General features: G+C 28.9%; 12 protein-coding genes. 4 read left to right on the top strand and 8 right to left on the bottom strand.

The genetic code is table 11. The features are described 5' to 3' along the window. Window positions 1-17: 17 nt before the first annotated feature. Window positions 18-1,079, bottom strand: a complete 1,062-nt coding sequence (locus tag KGF38_RS18130; RefSeq protein WP_054269047.1) for a GGDEF domain-containing protein — start codon at window positions 1,077-1,079, stop codon at window positions 18-20. Between the two features lie 804 nt (window positions 1,080-1,883). Between KGF38_RS18130 and KGF38_RS18125 the strand changes: the two genes are divergently transcribed. Together KGF38_RS18125 and KGF38_RS18120 are read left to right on the top strand one after the other, a co-directional pair. Continuing rightward, entirely contained in the window at window positions 1,884-3,425 is a 1,542-nt protein-coding gene (locus KGF38_RS18125; RefSeq protein ID WP_054269046.1) for an AbgT family transporter, read from the top strand. A gap of 33 nt (window positions 3,426-3,458) precedes the next feature. Further along, entirely contained in the window at window positions 3,459-4,565 is a 1,107-nt protein-coding gene (locus tag KGF38_RS18120) for a M20/M25/M40 family metallo-hydrolase (protein ID WP_054269045.1), read from the top strand. 138 nt (window positions 4,566-4,703) lie between these two features. On the opposite strand, the gene KGF38_RS18115 is transcribed toward KGF38_RS18120, so the two are convergent. The 6 genes from KGF38_RS18115 to KGF38_RS18090 form a co-directional block, all read right to left on the bottom strand. Further along, on the bottom strand, window positions 4,704-5,990 hold the full coding sequence (locus KGF38_RS18115; protein WP_227832617.1) for a transcriptional regulator: 1,287 nt from the start codon (window positions 5,988-5,990) through the stop codon (window positions 4,704-4,706). Window positions 5,991-6,371: 381 nt separating this feature from the next. Continuing rightward, on the bottom strand, window positions 6,372-7,076 hold the full coding sequence (locus KGF38_RS18110) for a response regulator (RefSeq protein ID WP_054269043.1): 705 nt from the start codon (window positions 7,074-7,076) through the stop codon (window positions 6,372-6,374). Next, a complete protein-coding gene (locus KGF38_RS18105) occupies window positions 7,067-8,674 on the bottom strand; it encodes a DUF4118 domain-containing protein (protein WP_219673721.1) in 1,608 nt (535 codons plus the stop codon). Before KGF38_RS18105 ends, KGF38_RS18110 begins: the two co-directional genes overlap by 10 nt. A gap of 259 nt (window positions 8,675-8,933) precedes the next feature. Further along, complete coding sequence (locus tag KGF38_RS18100) at window positions 8,934-10,112, bottom strand: hypothetical protein (protein ID WP_021383178.1); 1,179 nt, start codon at window positions 10,110-10,112, stop codon at window positions 8,934-8,936. A 225-nt stretch (window positions 10,113-10,337) separates the two neighbouring features. Next, the gene (locus tag KGF38_RS18095) at window positions 10,338-10,832 is read right to left on the bottom strand and encodes a threonine/serine exporter family protein (protein ID WP_054269041.1); all 495 of its coding nucleotides are present in this window, start codon (window positions 10,830-10,832) and stop codon (window positions 10,338-10,340) included. Further along, window positions 10,833-11,594 (bottom strand): threonine/serine exporter family protein, encoded by a 762-nt coding sequence (locus KGF38_RS18090; protein ID WP_065388354.1) that lies wholly within the window; start codon window positions 11,592-11,594, stop codon window positions 10,833-10,835. Window positions 11,595-12,142: 548 nt separating this feature from the next. Here KGF38_RS18090 and KGF38_RS18085 point away from each other — a divergent pair. Together KGF38_RS18085 and KGF38_RS18080 are read left to right on the top strand one after the other, a co-directional pair. Further along, a complete protein-coding gene (locus tag KGF38_RS18085; RefSeq protein WP_227832616.1) occupies window positions 12,143-14,977 on the top strand; it encodes a sigma-54-dependent transcriptional regulator in 2,835 nt (944 codons plus the stop codon). Between the two features lie 42 nt (window positions 14,978-15,019). Continuing rightward, window positions 15,020-16,264: a D-alanyl-D-alanine carboxypeptidase family protein gene (locus KGF38_RS18080; RefSeq protein ID WP_227832615.1), complete on the top strand. Its 1,245-nt coding sequence runs from the start codon at window positions 15,020-15,022 to the stop codon at window positions 16,262-16,264. A 599-nt stretch (window positions 16,265-16,863) separates the two neighbouring features. On the opposite strand, the gene KGF38_RS18075 is transcribed toward KGF38_RS18080, so the two are convergent. Next, on the bottom strand, window positions 16,864-17,043 hold a 180-nt coding region (locus KGF38_RS18075; RefSeq protein WP_227832614.1), incomplete at its 5' end, for a hypothetical protein.

The raw sequence follows: 17,043 nt of genomic DNA, 5'->3' as shown, positions 1-17,043 counted from the left end.
AATATAGTAGAATCTAACTAATTTATACGATAGCATCCTTTTCCAGCTTCCTTTGCTGAATAAAGGGCTTCGTCTGCTTTACTATACAACTCTTCAAAATTGATAATATTTTCATCACAAATAGAGCATCCTAAACTGATATGAAATACATAGTTATCCCTTGATAAATCTTCCATATCATTTAATACTTCAAATAATTTTTCAAATCGTATCCTACACTTCTCTTCATCAGTTAATTCTACAGAATAGATAGCAAACTCATCACCACCTAATCTTAATGCAATACTATCATAAAACACATTTCTTATATTTTCAGCTACAGCTTTTAGATAATAATCTCCTACTATATGACCATAAGAATCATTAATATACTTAAAATCATCTATATCAATAAGAATAAAAGCACCATATTTTTGTTTAGACATGAGTTTTTCAATCATCTCGACTCCAGAACCTCGATTATATATACCTGTCAATAAATCAATTTCCGATTTTTCTCGATACTTAATATAGTTTTCTACACTTTCAATACGGTCATTTAAAATAAAGAAATTAACACCAACAGATAAAAAATAAAATGTAACTAAATCGACTAGGTCTGCCATAAACATATCTATATCCTTTGCTATAAAACAACAGATACCATAAACTATAGAAATTATTGTTATATAAAGAATGATTCTCCAAGGTTTATCTAATATGAATAGAGGAAGTACACATATGAATACCATGATTGTAATTGAAGGTTCTGTTTTATCTAAAAAAGTTCCCATTAAAATACCCATTATCATAACTGGCGTTAATACTCCATAAAAAATACATGTTATATATTTAGTGTGTTCTTTTAAATAAAATTTACAAAGGATATGAAGAATAAGAAAATATCCAAATATAAGAAAAAATTCTGTATTAAAAGTAACTACTTCTGATAAAGTCAATCCAAATATAAGAACCATAGTTGAAATAGTAAGCCCTACTAGTGATAGGCCATTCAAACTATGGTAATTTCTAATTCTAATTTCAGACTGATACAAATCCATCTTCTTTGCTCTAAAATTTCTTAATAGTGTCTCTAGCATCATATCCTCCTTATGCATCACCTATACTTGCTTATGAATCATTTAATACTTCTATAGTACAAATACAATACTCTTATAAATGAAATCTTCTATTTCTGATTAATTTAAAAAGTGATTTAACTACAGTATTTTTTATAGTTTAAAGGATTTCTCTAAGAATTTATAATTATAAATGGTTTATATTCCCATTAGACTTTCTATAAAAAGATGCTAATATTAACATATATTTTAAATAAACCTACAAATATCTTAATTTTAATTTAATATTCCTTTACTTATTACTCGGATATATTATATCATTTCAATATATAAAAGTCATTAAAAAGCACCACTCTAGAAAGATATACATACATCTCTAGAAATTTATATTACTAATTTACATAAATTATCGGTGTAGATAATTTTTATATTATATATATATTATAAAAAACTAATAATTGATTTTTTCTTTTCGATTTTGAATCAAATCTACACTCTAAGCATTCTAAAAGCTTAACATTTTATTAGATTATTACTTTAATAACTTAATCTTCCACTAGCTTTTTCTAAAATTTTATTTTAAAATTAAATTTAAAGTGTATATGTTATTCAAATACATTAGATATAATTCGTCATTAATTTACTTAAATCATATTTAATTAACACTACTCATACAGAAAATTCAGAAAATTACATTGACATAGTTAAAAGTTTATTTTATACTTTTTTTAGGACATATTGTGGACACGTCTTAAATCGACAATCATAATTTTAATTATAAATTTGACCACAATACTTATTTTTTAATTATTAGGGAGGGATATTATGAATGATAACGTAGTTAAGAAGAAAAATTTTTTTGACAGAACATTAAACAGGATAGAAACTGTTGGTAATAAACTACCAGACCCAGTTACAATATTTTTAGGACTATGTGTACTTTTACTTATACTATCTAGTATAGTTGGCTCTATGGGTATATCAGTAGTTCATCCTGGTACAGGAGAAACCATAAAAGCTGTAAATCTATTGACTGTAGAACAGCTTCAAATTCTTCTAGGAAATATAGTTAGTAATTTTCAAGGATTTGCTCCTTTAGGATTAGTTTTAGTAACTATGATAGGTGCTGGTGTATGTGATAAAACTGGACTTATGACAGCAACAATCAAAGCATCAGTAAGCAAGATTCCTGAAACAAAAGTAACTCTTGTTGTAATGACTATAGGTATGCTTGCCAATATTGCATCAGATGCAGGTACAATACTATTTCCACCACTAGCTGCACTTGTATACCTTGGTGTTGGTAGACATCCTCTTATAGGTTTATTTTCTGGGTATGCAGCAGTCTGTCTAGGATTTGCTGCAAATATTATGATAAGTGTCAATGATATACTTGCTGCAAGTTTTACAGTTCCAGCAGCCCAAATGATTGACTCTGGATTTCAAGCTAATGCAACAATGAACTTATTCTTTATGATAGCATCAACTTTTGTTTTAATACTGTTAGCAACATGGGTAACGGAAAAGATTGTAGCGCCTAGATTTGGTAAGTATGAAGGAAATGCAGAATTAGATGTTGATGGTAGTCTTAATGATGCAGAAAAAAAAGGTCTTAAAAGGGCTGGTATAAGTATATTAATATATGCAGCAATCATAATAGCTCTTAGTGTAATTGGTAAAAAACCATTCTTAGCTGACCCAGAAACAGGAGACTTACTATCAAACAATGCTCCTCTTATGAAAGGTATGGTACCTATAATAGCATTAGCATTTTTTATACCTGGTGTTGTATATGGAAAAACTATAGGTAAGATAAAAAAGGACAAGGATGTTGTCTCTATAATGGCTGGTGCAATGAGTGATATGGGTGGATATATAATACTAGCATTTGCAGCTTCACAATTTTTACAGTTGTTTACAAATAGTAATTTAGGTTTAATACTAGCTGTAAAAGGTGGAGAATTTTTAAAATCAGCAGGAATAAATGGACCTTTATTATTGATAGGATTTATTATCTTATCTTGTTTTATAAATTTATTTATAGGTAGTGCATCTGCAAAATGGGCTATCCTTGCACCTATATTTGTACCAATGTTTATGATGGTTGGATACAATCCAGCACTTACTCAAATGGCTTATCGTATAGGTGATTGTATAACAAATCCACTTAGTCCATTATTCCCATACTTCCCTATTATATTAGCATTTACGAGAAAATATGATAAAGATGCTGGTATGGGTACTGTAATAGCTAACATGTTACCATACTCAATCTCATTCTTAATAGTATGGACTATATTATTGATATTATTTATGGTATTTAATATTCCATTAGGACCTGGAATACTACCTTCATATAGTATGTAATTTAATTAAATCTTTCTAAAAGGAGAAAAATTTATGTTAGATAAAAATAGACTTATAAATAATTTTATGGATATGGTTAAAATTGATAGTCCCTCTAATCAAGAATTAGAAATGTCTAAATGGCTTGTAAACTACTTAAAAGAAAGAAATATAGATGCCATTATAGATGATGCTGGTGAAAAATATGGTGGTAATACAGGAAATGTTATTGCCTATATAAAAGGTGAAGAAGGAAGTAGACCTCTTTGTTTATGTGCACATATGGACCAAGTTCAACCTTGTTTAGGTGTAAAGCCTGTACTAGATGGTAACATAGTTAGAAGTGATGGTACTACTACACTTGGTGCAGATGATAAGGCTGGAATAGCTGCTATACTTGAAGCATTAGAACATGTTATTACAGAAAAAATCCCACATAGAGATATTTATCTTTGTTTTACAATCTGTGAGGAAGCTGGTATGCATGGTGTTAAAAACTTTAATCCTGACAACTTACCTTGTAAAGATATGGTGATTTTAGATTCTGGTGGAGCTATTGGTTCGATAGCATATAAAGCTCCTGCTCAGCAATCTATAAAAATCTCTTTTTATGGTAAGAAAGCACATGCTGGTATAGAGCCTGAAAAAGGCATAAATGCTATATTGGTAGCTTCTCATGCAATAAGTAATATGCATATAGGCAGAATAGATTCATTAACTACTTCAAACATAGGTAAGATAGAAGGTGGTGGAGCTACAAATATAGTAACTGACAAGGTTACATTGACTGCTGAAATTAGGTCTCATATACCTGAAACTTTAGAGTATGAACTTAATCATATGGAGAAGTGTTGCAAAGATGCTGCATCTAAATTTAATACTACTTATACTTTTGAGCATAATATGTCTTATCCTAGTTTTGAACTTAGTAGAGATAGTCATGTATTCAAATTGAGTGAAGAAGCAATAAGACAAGTTGGTGTTGTTCCAAACCCAATGGTAATTGGTGGTGGAAGTGATGCAAATATATTAGCTAATCTTGGATATAACTGTGCTATATTGAGTCTAGGTATGTATGATGTTCACACAGTTAATGAATACGTAAATATAGATGAATTGTATGATACTGCTAAAATAGTTTATCATATGATTAAATTATAAATATTACAACAGATATCTTAAAATTATAAAACTAAAAACCTATGTATTTTCAACTTTATAAGTTATATCTTAAAAGCTTGTTTTACATAGGTTTTAGTATTTTATATAATAATTTATTGCAGTAGTTGATGCAGTTTTTTAAAATAATATTTCAGTAATATTTTTAGGTCTTCCTCCACCAATGCTAGTTTCTTTTGCACATATCCTACCTAGGTCTGCACTCACTATTTTATTTAATATACGCCTTGCACTTCTTTCACTTACATTTAGATATTCTGCTAATTCTTTTGAATCATAAATCTTACTTTGCCTATTCTCACTTATAGCAATAATTTTTGCAACTGATTCACAACTCATTCCAGTCTTTTTAGATATATCTATTACTTTTTCATCAGACAACATTAAAGAATAATTTAATTCATTTTCTGAGGCTAAAGGACCTCTTATATTTTCATCTTCATCTACTAAATATATGCCAATTTCTTTTGAATCTATAGAGCGTCTTAATGCTTTATGTGCATTATTCTCAGCTTGATATGCAGTTACTCCAGTACCAATTCCTATACTAAGAGAAAATCCCATATCTTTTATATCTCTCTTCAGTTTAAATAACTTATCGTAGTTATACTCATTATCAGCTACTCCTTTATGGACAAATACAACATAATCATTTCTTCCAAATAAAAATAGGGAGCCTTGAATACTTCTCACATAGTTTACTACAAGCTTATCCATATCTGATTTTTTTATCATATCAGAATAATAGTTATCTATCTTCTCTTTATAATCTATTATACTCAAGATTTCAACAGCAATTTGAGAAAATCTAGCCTTACTTAGAGCATATTCACTCTTTACTTTCTCATAACTTTCTTTGATTAATTGTATAGTAGCTTGTAGACGAAATGCTGGATAACCTCTTTCTTTTAATTCATTATATACTGCTCCGAAACCAGTTAACATTATATCTGTTTTATTTTCTTCAAATAATTTTATATGCCATTCTACAAGCTCAGATTCTCCTACTTCCAAAGAAAACGGATTACAAAACACACTTGTAGCTTTTATATCAAATTCTTTAAGTGCATCTTCTACAACATATCTATCTACTACATCTATACTGAATTTATCTAACTTTATATCCTCACTTTTTATTGCCCAAAATGCCTTCATTATGCTTGTACCACTTCTTGGTACAAATGAATGTGGTTTGCTTATCTCATACTTAGATTTTATAAACTCATAAACTGCACATCCTGTAAATATAATAGCATCACATTCATCTTCACATTTAGAAATAACTTCTATTGTATCTACCACTTTTTCTCTTACATATATTTTAGTTTCTAAATCACTGTCTATCTGTTTTAAATCATCCTTTATCTTAAACCCAGAGTCTGAAGGGCCTATAATACCCACTATCATAAACTTCGCTCCTAATCCATCAATTTTATACTTTCTAAAAATTATATCCTCATTACTTTCTATTTTTATTTAATTTATTATCTCACATTCTATATTTATGGTAAAGAACTTCTATACAAACATCTATAGTATTATATAGATAATTTTTCTACAAAAGGTAATGTCTATAGGAAATTAATCCCCAATTTAAAACATATATTATTTCATGAAAAAATATATCTTAAAATACAAAAATAACTATGTAGATTTAAGATTAGATAAATTGATTTTATATCTATTCATTATAAAATATACATAGCTATTTCTATTCTGTTTAAAATATTCATATTTATTAGAATAGCAGATAATTTTTATCTAATTAATATTATCTTAATTTCATAACTATTCATCTGCCATACGATAGCCTACTCCAACTTCAGTCAAAATATACTCTGGTTGAGCAGGGTTTTTTTCGATTTTTCTCCTTATACTTGCCATAAATACTCTAAGGGACTGGTTTTCACTTTCATAGTAATTTCCCCAGACCTTATCTATTATAAATTTATGAGTTAAAACTCTTCCTGAATACTTAGACATTAATTCAATAATCTTATATTCAATTGGAGTTAAATGTATTTCTTTATCATTAATTAAAACAGTATGATTTTCATAATCTATCTTTAGATTTTTAACTTCAAAAACCTTTGGAGTATCATTGTTTATATTACCTTGTTGAGCCTTATTTCTAAGAGCTACACGCACTCTAGCTAAAAGCTCTGTTACACTAAAAGGTTTGGTCAAATAATCGTCAGCTCCTCCATCCAAAGCCTCAACTTTATCTCTTTCATGTTCTCTTGCTGAAACAACGATTATTTTGTTATTTTTAGCACATGCTCTAACTCGTCCTATTACTTCAATTCCATCAATATCTGGTAGACCTAAATCTAAAATTATTAAGTCTGGGTCAAGAGAATGTATAAGTGATATGGCGGTTCCTCCATTATCAGTCTCTACACACCTATAACTTTGAGTTTCAAGAGACACCTTTATAAATTTACAAATTGGCTTGTCATCTTCTACAATTAGAACTAATGGCTTTATTTCCACTCGCCTTTCGCCTCCTCTTCATATATAGGTATACTAAATCTAAATGTAGCTCCTCCAGAAGAATTATTAAAAGCTATAATTTCTCCTCCATGAGCTTCTACTATAGACTTACATATCTCTAATCCAAGACCAATCCCTCTTCTTTCAAGATTTCTAGATTTATTCTTAGTATAAAATCTATTAAAGATATTATCAATATCTTCATTTGGTATTCCTTTTCCATTATCTGAAACTGCAAATAGAACTTGATTTGACTCTTTATTTACAGTTAATTCTATTTTGGAATCTTTAGGTGTATGTCTTATAGCATTATCGATTAAGTTTACTAAAACTTGTTCTATTAACAATACATCTACATGAACTACTATTATTTCTTCTGGAATATTAGTTTGTATATCCCTATTATTAGCAAACTTTTTCACTCTTAGTATAGATTCTGCTATTATTTCATCAACAACTTCTGGTCGTTTTTCAATATCCAATTTGCCTTCATCTATTCTAGTCATACTAAGTATGTTCTCAACAGAATGAGTCAGCCAACTTGTATCTTCATATATATTTTTTACTAATTCTACTCTAGTTTCTTTGTCTATCATATCATCATTTTCAAGTATTGTTGAAGATGAACCTAATATGCTTGTAAGTGGAGTTCTTAAATCATGAGAGATTGATCTAAGTAAATTGCCTCTTAATCTCTCTCTTTCTGCCTCAAGATTAGCTTTTTTATTCTTTTCAAATAAATTTTCTCTATCGATTGCCAATGCAACCTGTGTCGAAACAGCTTCTAACAATATCTTTTCATTTTCTGTAATAATATCTATTTTAAAACATGCAATACCTATAACACCAAGTACATTCGATTCTTGACCTTTTATAGGAAAGTAGTATGCACTACTCTTTTTACAATATTTTGTTCCGATTCCAACTGGTTCGCCTGTCCTAAAAGCTTCTTTTATAGCTTCCTTTTCTAATACTGAATGGAATATGTTCTCACTCCCATCATTGTTACAAATATAGATACTTGGCTTACCTAAATTATTATCGCCATCTGAAATGGTTACTATAACAGTTCTATTTAACATGTTTACTAAATTAGTCCCACAAAACTCAATAATTTGATTCTTATTTTTTGCTTTAAGTAATGTTTTATTGTTCTCATAAAGCAACCTTATCATTTTTTCTCTTTTATGAGAAAGTCTCACTTCTCTTTTTATTCTAGAAGTTAGGGTACTTGTTATAATAGCTGCCATCAGCATAATACAAAATGTTATAGGATAATCCTTCCTATAGGCTAAAAAAGTATATAATGGATGTGTAAAGAAAAAGTTAAATGATAGCACTCCTATTACTGAAGAAAGTATTCCAAAAAAATACCCATACGTTATACTTGTAGCAAACAGCACACCTAATATGTATACCAATATAATATTAGATTCATTAAAACCTACCTTTTCAAAAACTACTGATATTCCAGTAGCAATCATCATAACCAATATAGTTTTTATGAAGTCCTTAATAATCACCTTTCTACTGAGATAATCATCTTCATCATAATCATACTCTTTTAAGTCTTCATGATGTAGTCGTTCCTTTTTCATCTACTACAATTCCTCCTTATTGTTACTGTTTAAATTGACTCTATTGTATATAATACAATTTTATCATAATAAATTCAATCAATACATTTAATTAGTTTATCTAAATTACTAAAAGGTGCTGTCTTAAAATGAAAGTAAATCTCTATTTCAAAACAGCACCTCTATATATTTAAATTACTAATTTTATTTTATACTTAAATCATTAGTTTATTCAACTTTATAAATTATAATATCTTAATATTTGATTTCTAGAACATTTTTATCCAACGAGCATAAATATAAAGTGGGCACATATACCTGCACATAAACCACCTATTGTATGTGAAAGTATTGCTTTACCAGCTAATGGTCTTGCTTCTAAAGCATCCATCATACCTATGTGTGTACTTAGGTATCCACTCCAACACATACCCATAGCTGTAAATACTGCTATATCATTAGGAGTTATAGCACCTGATTTTATAAATTCTGGTACTAAAGATATCGCTGCTCCAACAGCTCCTAATGCAGTTACAGGGAATGCGATTGCTTCTGGTGATGTGAATCCAAATAATGGCTCTATTATGAAGCTAATTTTATCACCAATAGCAGGTAATAATTTTATACCTTCATATGCAGCTCCTGTGTAAACAGCCTGACCTGTAGCAGGGTCTGTAGATGGTCCAAAAGTTAATAACATAACCAATGTACAAACTACTAAAACTCCTGGTATTATAGCCATACCCATTTCAACACCTAACTTACCACCTTCAAGTATAGCATCCAATCCTCTTTGGAATACATTACCATCTCTTATTTCTCTAAACTCTTCAATTTTTGTACCTTTTTCATTTACTTGTTTTTCAGTATCGCTTTTAGGGTCATAATTATAATACTTTTTAGTAAAAGTCAACATAATTCTAACACTAATAATACTACCTATTATTGCCCCAACATTACCTATTATAGCTGGTAGTACATATTCTTTACCTTGAGCTATCATGAAAGTCGTTACAATAAGCCCCATACCAAAGGCTGTTCCTAAGTTACATAAAGCAGGTATCTGATACTTCTTAAAATATTGTGTAAATGTTTTGTCTTTAGCAAATGGTATAATAGCTGGATTATCAGATAAATATGTTGCAACTACTCCTGCTATACTAGCACCAGGTAAGCCCCATATAGGTCTCATAAGACCCTTAAATATCTTATTAACTAAAGATATTACTCCGAATTCTGAAAGCAATGCACTAAGTGCACCTGCAAGAACTGCCATCGCCATTATTAAAAATACTGTATCTAATAAAAGCGCATGTGCTGTACTCATTATTACTTTAAACATCATACCTGCACCCATGATGCTTCCTACATATCCAAATCCTACCGCCAATAGTACAATAAATACGAAGGTTTCCATACTTACTGCCTTGACTCTTCTCTTATCCGACAGCTTTTCCATCTTGAAATCTTCCCCCTTTTCAATTTAAATTAAGGTTTCTAGCATTGGTACAAATTTTTTGGTACAAACTGAACACTAAAACTTACATCTGTAATGCAAGTTGTCAGTTTTTTGAAATAAAAAAAAACTATTTCTATAGAATAAGAACATCTTTTCTAATTTAGATATTCTTATTCTATTTTATGTTATTATATTATCATCCTTTTACCTAAAAGTCAATTTTTTCTATTTTTGTGGCTTAATTTTATTTATACCCTTCTTATATTTTTCATTTTCTTTTATTTTGGTAAACATTCCATATAAGTTTACTTTTCTAAATACTGTAGTTATAAATACCAGTCCCAACGCAATTGAACTTGCACAGGATAATGTACTTACACCATACTCTACTGCTTTGATATAATTATTTGTCAAAACAGAATACATAGTATTATATATTCCATAACCTGGTACTAATATTATTAGACAACATACACTTAATGTGGTTGCTGGAGTCATATAAATTCTAGCACATAACTCACAATATATTGCAAAACATACTGTAGCTATAAAGAAACACAAGTTTTCTGTCACACCCATATTCAAACAAAATTTATATGAAAACCAAGCGATACTTCCACCTATACCAGATAGTATCAAATTCTTTCCTTTCATATTAAATAGCACTCCAAAGCTTAAGGCTGTAAAAAAAGCTGCTATTACCTCTATAAACAAATGCATTTATATCCCCCCTAACTTGAAGTACAATCCAAGTACCAAGAACATTCCTACCGCTATAGATACACCTATAAAAAATACTTCTGCTAACTTTGCAAGACCAGAAATCAATTGTCCATCTAATAAATCTCTTAAAGCATTAGTCAGTGCTAGACCAGGTACTAATAACATTATCGCTCCTGCTATCAGATGGTCTATTGTCTTTATAAACCCAAGCTTCAAGATTATAATAGAACAAAGAGCTATAATAACTGCTCCGATTGCATTTACAAAGAAGTCATTTAATGATGATTTATTTAAGTACATAGTAACAAACTTAGTCAAAATTCCCACAGTAAATGCGGCTATAAACTCTTCTATATTTCCTCCAAATAGTATCGAAAATGTCGCTGCTGCAATGCCTGCAAAAAATATTGTTATTAAATCTGAATAGTAGTTATCTTCACTTATCTCATCTAAAATTTTTTCACATAATTCAATATCTAAATTATTTATACTTATTGCCCTTGATAATGAGTTAACCTCATGAACCAAGTTTAGGTCTACCCTTCTTGAGCTTATTCTTTTAATTGCTGAATGTAATTTTCCATCTACAAACACAGATGCCATTACAGCTGTTGGGGTCGCAAATACATCTACATGGTCTATTCCAAAAGATTGACATATTCTAGCTATCGTTTCTTCAACTCTATAAGTTTCTCCTCCACTTTGCAACATAGCTTTACCTGCGTTTGAGGAAAAGTTTAAAATTCTATCTATATCCACAAAACATATCTCCCATTCTTTTATAGTATTATTCATATTTTATTACAAGATATTATTTATTTAAACTATTTTAAATAAACAATATCCAATATTTACATTTTATGAAAAAACTTGTTTTTTATGCTTGTCAAAACTAAATTTTAAAGTTGTTTACAGCATAAAATGGCTGAATTAATATATAACAAACACTTTCAACCATTGATATAATCTTTTAAATTGTATAGTATTCTCTTCAATAAAACTATGTACTTTCTAATTTTTTGTTTTTTAACTTTCACGAGTTTTACTTTAATTTGATAGTTATATATTGAAATGTATTTAAAACTTATATTTATTTATATAACAACATAATATCCTAACTAAATCCATAAAAATCTATATCTAGTATAATGCAACTCTTATTTTAACACCATCCATTACACAAAACAACATATTAAAAAGTAAAATACAAAATATCCACTATAAACCTTATTTTAATACCAAATATATATTATAATATATTTAATATAACTTAAGTATAACTTAAATATAAAGAAAGGAGGCAATATATGCTAAGAAAAGATAAGGTTCTATTATCACTACATAAATTATGTGAAAATATAACTTTAAAAGACCTTCAATCAGAGAAAGCAGGATTTACTACAATAGAAGTTGCTAATAATTCATCTCTTGATAGAAGTAATACCAGTAAAGAATTAAATAACCTATTTAATGAAAAGAAAGTTATAAAAATACCTGGCAAACCCATTTTGTTTTTACATGCTGGTATTATTGAAAACTTAATTGGTCATACTTTAGACAACTCTGAGTTTTCCATAAGTAATTGTAATGAACTACTTAAATCAAGTAAAAATGATTCAGAAGATATTTTTTCAACATTACTTGGACATGATTCTAGTCTTAAACTAGCTATAGAAAAAGCTAAATCTGCTATACTCTACCCTCCAAAAGGTCTTAACACATTACTCATAGGACCTACTGGTGTTGGAAAAAGCACATTTGCTGAAACAATGTATAAATATGCTGTAGAAAGTAAAGTCTTTTCTTCTGAAAGTAAATTTGTTGTATTTAACTGTGCTGAATATGCAGAGAATGCTAACTTACTCTTAAGTAATTTATTTGGTTATGTTAAAGGCTCTTTTACTGGTGCTAATAAGGATAAATTCGGGATAGTCGCACAGGCTGATGGAGGTATATTATTCTTAGATGAAATACATAGATTACCCCCAGAAGGTCAAGAGATGCTTTTTCTTTTGATGGACAAAGGCATATACAGACGATTAGGAGAATCCGACATCGTACATAAAGCTACTGTTTTTATTGTGTGTGCCACAACAGAAGATATACATTCTTCACTACTTGGGACTTTTTTAAGAAGAATCCCAGTTACAATTAACCTACCTGCTTTACAGGATAGGTCCTTAAAAGAAAGATTATCTCTTATTAAATACTTCTTTATTATAGAATCTAAATATACCAATGCAACTATAAGAGTTCACAAAGATGTCATTAAATCTTTACTTCTTTATGATTGTTTTGGTAATATAGGTCAACTTAAATCTGATATACAACTTATGAGTGCAAGAGCCTTTTTAAATTATAAGACTGGTCTAAAAGAAAATATAGAAATAGATTTGTCTCTTGTTCCTGATTATATATACACTGGTCTTTTAAAATTGAATGAAAATCGCAGTAATCTAAATAAATTATCAGAACTTGATTACATGCTTTTTTATGAATTTAATGGTAACAATTTGGAGGTTGAATATACAAAAGAACTCTCTAAATACAATATAGATACACCAAACAATGGGTTTAAATATTCTACAGAGATTCCTTATCTAGAAAATGACATAAGGAGTATGTTTATAAATTACATGGAAAAATACTCTACAAAGTTACTTTCAATATCTTCAGTAACTCATTCTGATTATACAAGTAATGAAATTTTCAAGGTAATTAATCCAAAGATTTACTATGCTGTTGAACACTCTTTAAAAGAAGCTGAAAAAATATCGAGAAACAAATATACAAAACAAACTTATATTGCTCTTTCAATGCATATAAGTGCACTTATAGAAAATATAAATCAAGACACATATAACCCTAAGTACAATCTATATAATGATAAAATTTTCTTAGATAAAGATTTAAATATAGCTAAAATAGTTTTAAGTATAATCGAAAATGATTTACAAACATCACTACCTAAAGATGAAGTAAAATTTATATCTATGTTTCTAAATAGCACATACCTTGAACCAAATAATCAATCTGAAAGTATAGGTGTTATAATACTTGCTCATGGAAATTCAACAGCAAGTAGTATGTGTGATGTAGCAAATTCATTACTTGGTACAAACCACTGTAATGCAATTGATATGCCTCTTGATGTAAAGGTAAGTACTATACTTGATAAAGCTATAGAATTGGTAAAAGAATGCGATGAAGGTAAGGGAGTACTTCTTTTAACAGATATGGGTTCTCTCATAGCTTTTGGAGAACTTATTTCAGAAAAAACAAAAATTAAAACACGCTCTATTGAGATGGTATCTACTCCAATAGTTTTAGAGGCAGTAAGAAAAAGTACACTACCAGAAATGACTTTGGATGAATTGGCTAATTCTTTAAGCTCTTTAAATCCATATATTGGGCGAGCTGCAATTGATTCAACAGAAATAAATTATCCTGAGAAGTCAAGAGAGTATGCCATAATAACGACTTGTATAACGGGTTATGGTTCAGCTATGAAGATAGCAGATTTTATAAACTCTTCACTAAAAAGTATTAATAAATACAGTATTAATTTAGTTCCTCATAATATAGAGAGTTTTAAAATGTATAGGAATAAATTTAGTAACACTAAAATTTTGGCAGTTGTTGGCAGTGTAGATTTTAATGTGGCTAATACCCCATTTATTCATATAGAAGAACTCCTAAATGGGTATGGTCTAGATATGTTGAACAAAATAATAGAAGGTACATTTAATGCCAATAGCATTACTAACATAAAAGAAACAAATTTATCATATAACAGCCTAATAATAAACTTTATGTCTCAAAACTTAGAGCTTTTAGACTCTGTTAAATTATTCAATTATGTCAATTCATCATTATTTTCAATAATAGAATTGATAGATGAAGGTCTAAAAAGCAAGTTTAAGTTAGGATATATACTTCATTGTTCTTTTATGATAGAAAGATGTTTTAAAAATACAACTTTTCCATATAATAACATCACTGAGTTAATCAGTGAAAATTATGAACTGTATAATTTAATACATGAGGCCTTTAAGCCAACAGAAGCTTACTTTAATATCTTGATACCAGATGAAGAAATTGCTTATATAATAGATATGATTAATGAGTATCTAAATAAATAAAACTTACAGTACCTACTTTGTGAATGTTAATTAATATATGAAATGGAGGATGAGATTTTGAAAGAAAAAATAAAACAGTTAACAATACTTGCATTAATTTGTATATTTATAACTCCTGGATTTGCATCTGCAGATGCTCCACCAGTACCAAACTCTTCAAGAGCTGCACTACTTATAGACCAGAAAACTAAAAGAATATTATTTGAAAAAAATAGTGATGAAAAAATGCCTCTAGCGAGTTTAAGTAAAATGATGACTTTTTTACTTGCAATAGAAGCAGTCAATAAGAATCAGGTAAAGGAAACTGATATGGTAAAGATAGACAAGTCTACGGCTTCAGTAGGTGGTTCTACTTGTAAACTTAAAGATGGTGATGAAATATCTTTAGGAGAGCTTATGCAAGGTCTTATGCTTGTATCCGGAAATGATGCTGCTATGGCTATAGCTAAACATGTTGGTAAAACTGAGAAGAATTTTGTAAATATGATGAATAAGAAAGCTGAAGAAATAGGAATGCTTGATACGTATTATTTTAATCCAAACGGACTTCCTATATATACTGACCCAGAACATAAGGAGCCACCTATTGAAAATATATCAACAGCTCACGATATAGTTGCACTTGGAAAGTATATGTATGACCATTATGAAAGTCAAGTTACTAGAATAACTACTATGCAAGTATATAATGATACGAAGAAAGATTTTACACACTATAACACAAATCCCCTATTAGTTTCAGTGCCTGGTGTTGATGGAATAAAGACAGGCTATACAGATAATGCTGGTTATTGCCTTGCATTTTCTATGATGGTACCTAAGGACGATAAAAATGAAAGAAATCATAGATTAATAGGAGTTGTTCTTGGTGATGGTAATAAGAAGAATAGAATTTCTTCTTCTGCTACTTTATTAAAGTATGGTAAAGACAATTTCCATTCTAAGAAGATAGCTCATAAGGGGGACATTATAGAGACTCCTTGTGTTGATGGTGTTGATGATTTTAAGATAACTGTTAAAGTTGATAAAGATTTGTATGGGGTTGTTTCAGATAATGAGAATATACACCCTAAGATAGTGTTTAAAAATATGAGTTATCCTATTCATAAGGGAGATATTGTTGGTGTTGCAAAGTATTACAATGATTCTGGCAAGTTTGTTGGAAGTGTTGATGTTAAAAGTGAAAGTAATATAGGATGTATTCCTTTGAAGGATAAGATTAAGATTAAGGTTGCTAAGATAAATAGAAAGCTTGAGATTAAAAATTCTGTTTGTTTTAAGGCTTAGGTTAGATGAGATTTGTGAAAGACTCCACTTTATTGTGGGGTTTTTTATTTTGTACAAAAAATTAAAATAGTGGCAACAATTGAGGATGTGAGGGAGAGTTGCCACTATTTCATATAGGGTATTATATTATGTTTTTAAGCTAGTTTTACTATCTTCTATGTTTATATAATAACTCTTGTATGTGAATTTAATAGATAATTCATATGAAAATTATGTGAAGTTTTGTAATAAAAATTAAAAGTGCCTAACTTATTTAAAGTATATATTTAAGCAACAAAAGAATATTTGAAAGCATACTAAGCTATATGTAAAGTTTCTAAAATTTATATATTATATTTTAAATATACTAGATACATTAAATGTTAGTATTCATTTTTCATTACACTCTTATTCTTGGCTGTAAATAGATTTGTATAAAAACAAATTTACCTACAGTATTTTTTGTATATAAAATTGGTAAATTAAGACGAATATTCATATAAAAAACCTCTTAATTAATATATTTCTAAATTTATACCAATCAAGAGGTTTATACATAATTTAAATTTTAATTTAATATTAGATTAATTAAAAATATAAGTATCAATGTTTATTCATTCTTACTCATTTATTTTTAATAGGTTAATTACAGATCTTGCTACATCTGTAAGACTTGTTTTTAATGTTCTTGCAGAAATACTCTTTGCATCTATTGTAAATGCGTCTGCTTTTTTAGTCGTACCTTTGTATTCAACTCCTACTACTACACTTTGACTTGCATCTGTTTGTTCTATTGGTGT

The sequence above is a fragment of the Clostridioides sp. ZZV14-6387 genome (assembly GCF_020657835.1).
GTDB lineage: Bacteria > Bacillota > Clostridia > Peptostreptococcales > Peptostreptococcaceae > Clostridioides > Clostridioides difficile_A.
This window is presented reverse-complemented; position numbering and strand designations above follow the sequence as displayed.

Coding starts and splice junctions, on each gene's coding strand:
- KGF38_RS18130 (WP_054269047.1), bottom strand. CDS start 1,079: ATGCTAGAGACACTATTAAGAAATTTTAGAGCAAAGAAGATGGATTTG.
- KGF38_RS18100 (WP_021383178.1), bottom strand. CDS start 10,112: ATGGAAAAGCTGTCGGATAAGAGAAGAGTCAAGGCAGTAAGTATGGAA.
- KGF38_RS18125 (WP_054269046.1), top strand. CDS start 1,884: ATGAATGATAACGTAGTTAAGAAGAAAAATTTTTTTGACAGAACATTA.
- KGF38_RS18085 (WP_227832616.1), top strand. CDS start 12,143: ATGCTAAGAAAAGATAAGGTTCTATTATCACTACATAAATTATGTGAA.
- KGF38_RS18080 (WP_227832615.1), top strand. CDS start 15,020: ATGGAGGATGAGATTTTGAAAGAAAAAATAAAACAGTTAACAATACTT.
- KGF38_RS18120 (WP_054269045.1), top strand. CDS start 3,459: ATGTTAGATAAAAATAGACTTATAAATAATTTTATGGATATGGTTAAA.
- KGF38_RS18115 (WP_227832617.1), bottom strand. CDS start 5,990: ATGATAGTGGGTATTATAGGCCCTTCAGACTCTGGGTTTAAGATAAAG.
- KGF38_RS18095 (WP_054269041.1), bottom strand. CDS start 10,832: ATGCATTTGTTTATAGAGGTAATAGCAGCTTTTTTTACAGCCTTAAGC.
- KGF38_RS18105 (WP_219673721.1), bottom strand. CDS start 8,674: ATGAAAAAGGAACGACTACATCATGAAGACTTAAAAGAGTATGATTAT.